This window comes from Olivibacter sitiensis DSM 17696, assembly GCF_000427965.1.
Taxonomy (GTDB): domain Bacteria; phylum Bacteroidota; class Bacteroidia; order Sphingobacteriales; family Sphingobacteriaceae; genus Olivibacter; species Olivibacter sitiensis.
In genome coordinates this window covers 1-6,621 of record NZ_ATZA01000085.1, presented here as the reverse complement: position 1 = coordinate 6,621, position 6,621 = coordinate 1, and the positions used below count along the sequence as shown (strand labels likewise).

5 protein-coding genes are annotated in these 6,621 nt (G+C 46.2%); 2 read left to right on the top strand and 3 right to left on the bottom strand.

What is annotated here, in order from left to right; genetic code table 11:
• Both A37S_RS0122170 and A37S_RS26480 read right to left on the bottom strand, forming a co-directional pair.
• A partial coding sequence (locus A37S_RS0122170) for a DUF4372 domain-containing protein (RefSeq protein ID WP_028298839.1) occupies positions 1–200 on the bottom strand: 200 nt, incomplete at its 3' end.
• A 232-nt stretch (positions 201–432) separates the two neighbouring features.
• Positions 433–837, bottom strand: coding sequence for a PIN domain-containing protein (locus tag A37S_RS26480; RefSeq protein WP_157279024.1), 405 nt, complete (start codon positions 835–837; stop codon positions 433–435).
• Between the two features lie 264 nt (positions 838–1,101).
• Between A37S_RS26480 and A37S_RS0122160 the strand changes: the two genes are divergently transcribed.
• Positions 1,102–3,486, top strand: a complete 2,385-nt coding sequence (locus A37S_RS0122160) for an ABC transporter permease (protein WP_028298838.1) — start codon at positions 1,102–1,104, stop codon at positions 3,484–3,486.
• 170 nt (positions 3,487–3,656) lie between these two features.
• Positions 3,657–6,089: an ABC transporter permease gene (locus A37S_RS0122155; protein ID WP_028298837.1), complete on the top strand. Its 2,433-nt coding sequence runs from the start codon at positions 3,657–3,659 to the stop codon at positions 6,087–6,089.
• A gap of 52 nt (positions 6,090–6,141) precedes the next feature.
• Here A37S_RS0122155 and A37S_RS0122150 read toward each other — a convergent pair whose 3' ends face one another.
• Entirely contained in the window at positions 6,142–6,600 is a 459-nt protein-coding gene (locus A37S_RS0122150; RefSeq protein WP_084164012.1) for an aldo/keto reductase, read from the bottom strand.
• Positions 6,601–6,621: the final 21 nt, after the last annotated feature.

Genomic DNA, 6,621 nt, shown 5'->3' with positions numbered 1-6,621 from the left:
ATCTCGCCCATAGAATCACATCGGCTGAATATTCCGAACAGCATCGTCATGAGTTGTGTCCATGAATCAAAGGTCTTGTAATAGCGGTCAGACCGGTGCTTGCTCACAAGCATCTCAAATTTGTTCCTTGGAATAAAACCTAATAATTGTTTGAAGATTGGCTGACCGACTAATTTCTTTTCTGTATTTTTATCACTCATATTTTTAGTTTGTCGTAAAACCAAAATATGAAAAAAGGAGCTTGCCAGATATGGCAGCTCCTTAAATTATTTTTTGTCGGTCAGTAGTGATAAAATATCAATTGAAATTGCAACCTTTGGCAGATTAAGGAAGTTTGCAAAGGTAAACTCGCCCCTCTCCGCTCTCCGACACCTTAATGAATTTGATGCTGATGGATAAGGCTGCGTATGGGGATAAGGTTTTGGATTTCCACTAGCGCATCGCCTTTTGTCGCCGGCTTTGCATCAAAGATTGTTTTTCACCAGTTCTTTCAAGTACCAGATCCACTAGCGAGCTTGAAAGCCCAAAATCTGTTGTAGTTTGGATTTTTTCAATATAAGGTCTTACAGCTGATATCACACCATGTTCTTTAACTGTTACAAGAAGACCAAGCGTCCCCATAAAATTCAAAGACATTTTTGATGCCAGTTGGCGTCCCTTCAAATCATCTACTATCAAAATGGCATTGGTCGTTTCCATCGCAAGTGCAATTTTTAGGGTAATATCATAAAAAAGTACTAGCAGTTTTTCACGCCAGCCTAGGCTTAAAAAATTGGTTTTCCAGATTATAAGAAGATCATGTTGGAACTCACAATCAACCTGTCCGTTTTCGGACACCTGGTGTACATTATCGTACAATTTCAACCAAGGCGATAAAACACAAAAACCTATAAATCAATAATATAACACATCAGCACACTTTATGTATAGCTCAAAGACTAGAGCAGGAAAGTTATACGTCGTAAGTTGTAAGTTATAAAGTACCCATGTGGCCATAGCTACCGGAAGATTTAAAACTTATTACTTATCACTTATAGCGCAAGGAGATTTTCTGACGTTTGACATCTCAATACGCAATACGCATATCTCAATACTAAGAATATGATAAAGAACTACATTAAAACCGCATGGAGGAGCTTGGCCAAGAACAAGAAATCTTCCGCCATCAACATCGTAGGATTGAGCTTGGGCATGGCCGTCTTCATCCTGATTGCCCTTTGGGTATGGGACGAACTATCTTTTGACAAGTATCACCGTAATTACAGCAAAATTGGCCAGGCCGTACAGATACAGCAGTGGAATGGGCAGACCTTTTCGCAAGTGGCCCAACCGTTTCCGCTGGGCGAGGAGTTGAAAAACAACTATGGCGATCATTTCAAATATGTGGTCATGGCTTCATGGGATGGAGACCGCATTCTTTCCTATCAAGACAAACATCTCAACCAAATGGGTATCTATATGGACATAGATGGTCCTAAAATGTTATCGCTGGATATCGTGCAGGGCGAATTGGAGGGTTTACGTGATCCGAGTAGCATCATGTTGTCGCAATCGGCGGCTAAGGCATTCTTTGGGGACAAGGATCCCTTACATCAAGTGATGAAGATCAACCAGACTATGGACGTGAAAGTCACCGCGGTCTATGCCGACCTGCCAGCCAATACAACATTTGGACAGTTGAAATTCATTGCACCCTGGAGCCTCTACGTTACATCCGAGCCCTGGATAAAAAGATCGGAGACACAATGGGACAACAATTCTTTCCAGTTATTTGCGCAAATAGCCGGCCATACCGATTTTGAGACCGTAAACAGCAAAATCGCCAATGCCAAGCTCAACCGTGTTCCAGAAGAAGCGAAGAAGTTCAAAGCGCAAATCCTGCTGCATCCCATGAAGGACTGGCGACTGCGCAACGAATGGAAGGACGGAAAGGTAGTTGGCGGTCTTATCGAATACGTAAAACTATTTAGCATCATAGGAGCCTTTGTGCTGACCCTGGCCTGTATCAATTTCATGAACCTAAGTACCGCCCGTTCGGAAAAACGAGCCAAGGAGGTGGGCATACGGAAAACGATGGGATCGCCCAAAAAGGTGCTCGTGGCACAATTCCTTAGCGAGTCCGTACTGATAGCCACCATCTCCTATTTCTTCGCCTTGCTCTTGGTATTGCTGCTGCTACCCTGGTTCAACGATATTGCGTACAAAAGTATGGAAATACCTTGGGCAAATCCATGGTTTTGGTGCGGTGGATTGGTGTTTATCCTCTTGACAGGGATATTGGCTGGAAGCTATCCGGCGTTTTACCTGTCTTCTTTCAATCCATTGACCGTATTGAAAGGCACCTTTCGGATAGGTCATTTGGCAGCATTGCCCAGAAAAGCGCTCGTGGTGTTTCAGTTCACCATTTCGGTGGCCTTGATCATCGGGACTATCATCGTATACCAGCAAATTCAGTTTACCAAAAACCGCCCCGTGGGTTATGAAAGAGAGGGAATGATCATGGTGGCCATGAGTACGCCCGATTTCTATGGAAAGCATGACGTATTGCGCACCAAGCTGAAAGAAAAAGGAGCCATAGAGGAACTATCCGAATCGTCCAGCCCATTAACTGATGTTTGGTCCAATAGTGGCGGTTTTGAATGGGAAGGCAAAGATCCCGACCTCAACACCGATTTTGCCACCATTTATGTTACCCACGACTATGGCAGCACCATACGGTGGCAAGTAAACCAAGGACGTGATTATTCCAGGGACTTCGGAACGGATTCTCTAGGTCTTATCATTAACGAGGCAGCAGTGAAATTCATGGGTATTGCCGATCCAGTGGGAAAAACCGTGCGTTGGAGCGGTAGGGATTACCATATCATCGGCGTGGTCAATGACATGGTTATGTCCTCCCCTTTCGAACCCGTGAAGCAAACGGTCTATCTATTGGACGAATACAACGTCAACTGGATCAACATGCGCTTAAATCCCAACAAAAGTGCCAGTGAAAGCTTGCAGCAAATCAAGCAGGTATTTCAGGAAGTCATTCCTAATGCGCCTTTTGACTACCAATTTGTGGACGAGAGCTATGCCAATAAGTTTACCCTGGAAGATGCCGTTGGACAATTGGCGACCTGTTTTGCCTTATTGGCCGTGATTATCAATAGCCTTGGAGTCTTTGGCTTGGCCTCTTATATGGCCGAGCAGCGGGGCAAGGAAATCGGCATTCGCAAGGTAATCGGGGCAAGCGTGTTCCAGCTCTGGAGGCTGCTGTCAGTCGAATTTGTGCTGCTCGTTGTGCTGGCCAGCCTCATTGCCAGCCCCCTCGCCTATTATTTTTTACATGGATGGTTGCAGAAATACACATACCATACGGAAATTGGCTGGTGGGTCTTTGCTGTCGTGATACTTAGCGCCTTGTTGATTACCATGGTTGTGGTGAGTTTCCAGACCATCAAGGCCGCGTTGTCCAATCCGGTGGACTCACTACGTGACGAGTAAAGGCGCATTGATATGCGCCTCTTGACAAGGAGAAAGTTATTCGTTGTAAGTTATAAAGTATGCAAATAGCTGAAACACAAGATAATTTAATACTTACTACTTAAAACTTGAGGAGATTTTCTGACGTTTGATATCTCAATACGCAATACGCATATCTCAATACTAAGAATATGATAAAAAGAAATTTCACTATTGCCATTCGCCATTTCTGGAGAAATCGTATCACCACGGCCATCAATGTGCTGGGTTTGGCTATCGGCATCAGTGCCGCACTCGTAATTTACCTCATCATCAGGCACGAGTACAGTTACGAACAGCGAGTGCCAAACAACCACAGGATCTACCGCGTAGTGACCAATGGTGCCGATTGGAAAAACAGTGGAGTACAGGCTCCGTTACCGGAACACATCAAAAACGAGGTCAGCGGAATCACATCCGTGGCACACCTCTTGGATTACGACGGTTGGTCGCCCAATGTAAAGATTCCAACATCAGACGGTCAGCAAAGCAAGCTGTTCAAGAAGGAAAAGGGACTGGTTTTTGCCGATGAAAACTATTTCAACCTATTTCCGCATAAGTGGTTGGCCGGAAACGAAAACTTTGCATTGAAGGCACCTATGCAGGCTGTCATCAGCAAGAGCAAGTTGCAGCAGTACTATCCCGGTCTCACGCCAAGCGAAGCACTGGGAAAAACCATCATTGTGAGCGACACGATCTCTATGACAATTTCCGGAGTTGTAAGTGACATGGAAGGCAACACGGCGTTCGAGAAGAAACTTGTCTTCTCTTTGGCATCGGTCAAGGTCAGCCCAAGCCTCGGTGATTTCTTCAGCTACGACCGCTGGAACAGTATTTCCGATGTATCCCAGTGTCTAGTGCTCTTGGCATCCAATGCACAGGCACAACAGGTTGAAAAGCAGATTAATCAACTGGCCGATCGCTTTATAGAGCGTGAAGATGGTGAGGGAAAAGAAGAAAGGTTATTGCAGCCATTGTCCGATGTCCATTTCAACAAAGACTTCAACTATAGCGCCGTTGAAAAATCCACCTTGCGCAATCTGTCACTTCTTGCTATATTTTTGGTTTTACTGGGAGCTATCAATTTCATCAACTTATCTACTGCTCAATCCATAGAAAGGGCCAAGGAAATAGGCGTAAGAAAGACCTTGGGAAGTGGCAAATGGCAACTGGTATCGCAATTTCTTACGGAAACTTTCCTTATCACGCTTTTTGCCACCTGCCTATCGGTATTGATCTCGCCCATGATCTTCAAGGCATTTTCCGGTTTTGTACCAAAGGAAATGAACTATTCGGATATGCTGCATGGCCATGTCGTAGGCTACTTGGCCGTGTTGACGCTCATAATATCTTTCATAGCCGGATTTTACCCCGCATGGGTACTTACGTCCTACCAGCCCATCGAGGTACTTAAAAATCAATTGAGCAAAAACAGTAGCAAATCGAGAACAACTTGGATAAGACAGGGACTTACTGTATTCCAATTTGTCATTGCGCAGGTATTCATGATTGGCGTACTGGTCATCAGCAGACAGATAGACTTTGCCAAGAACAAGGATATGGGATTCAAAAAAGACGCCATCATCACCTTTATGATTCCCGATTTCATGGATCCGAGCAGCAAAAAGAAATTCCTGCTGCGCGACGAATTGCAGCGCATTCCAGAAATCGAAGCGGTAAGCTTGGGCAACCAGTCGCCCGCCATGGGAGGAAGTATGAGCAATGGCCTTTCCTACAAGGAGGGCGATGTAGTAAGGCAGCTGCAAGTAGATGCACGGAACGGAGACACCAGTTACCTGAAGGTCTACCAAATACCGCTCGTTGCGGGACGCAATGTTCATCTCCCGGATTCGGGCAGGGAAATGATCATTAACGAGTCCATGGTGAAGCTGCTGGGACTTAATTCGCCACAGGAAGCCTTGGGCAAGGTCATGGACTTCGGCGATCCGACCCCCATCGTGGGCGTGATGAAAGATTTCAATATCGCTTCCTTACGCACACCAATCAGACCCCTGATGTATTGGAGCGATAACAAAAGAGGCTACATGATACACGTAGCTTTTAGATCCTCCAACACGGCCACATGGCATAGCGGCATCGAGAAAATAGAGCAAGTATGGAAACAGCTCTATCCTGAAAACGATTTTGACTATAGTTTCTTCGACAAGCATATCGAGAACTTTTACCTGAAAGACATGCGACTGTCCAATCTACTGCATTGGGCCATGGGACTGGCCATCACCATTGCCTGTATGGGATTGGTGGGATTGGGCATCTTCACGGCAAACCAACGGACAAAGGAAATCGGTATTCGCAAGGTGCTGGGTGCCAGTGTAGCACAGATTATCGTCCTGCTGCTCAAAGGCCTATTGGCGCTCGTAATAGTGGCCTGTCTCATCGCCTTTCCCATCGCTGCCTATTTCACGCAGCGCTGGCTGGAAGACTTTGCCTACCACATAGACCTCAGCTGGACTATCTTTGCCATGACGGCCTTGGGTATGCTGTCCATTGCCCTATTGGTACTGTCCATCAAGGCCTATAGGGCAGCTAATGCGAACCCAGTGGAAAGTTTGAGGGATGAATGACTAATCAGTTGCCAGTTATGCGTTGTGAGTTACGGGAAGCAAGCCTAGATGCCTATCGGTCGGCTGCCTGACGTTCCAGCATCCAGCCGGGGTACTCGGGAGCCAGCTTGCTCACCGCGTCCAATCGCGCCAGCTCGTCTGCTGTCAATTGGATGTCCACCGCTTTCAGATTGTCTTCCAGCTGTTCCGGCTTTTTAGCTCCGATGATGACCGATGTCACTACCGACTGGTGCAACAGCCAGGCCAGGGCAATCTGTGCAACGCTTACCTCCTTGTCCTCTGCAATGCCCTGCATGACGTCGATGATATCAAAAGCTTTTTCCTTATTGACGGGAGGAAAATCAAAATTCANCCGACGCCCATCCTCCACAATACTATTCCTACCGTACTTTCCGCTCAAGAGGCCTCCCGCCAACGGACTCCAGACCATCAATCCGATTTTTTGGTCCAATAATAATGGAACGAGTTCTCGCTCCAGGTCGCGCCCGGCAATGGTATAATAAGCCTGCAAGGAAACAAACTTGGCAAGGTA

Coding starts and splice junctions, on each gene's coding strand:
- A37S_RS0122155 (WP_028298837.1), top strand. CDS start 3,657: ATGATAAAAAGAAATTTCACTATTGCCATTCGCCATTTCTGGAGAAAT.
- A37S_RS0122160 (WP_028298838.1), top strand. CDS start 1,102: ATGATAAAGAACTACATTAAAACCGCATGGAGGAGCTTGGCCAAGAAC.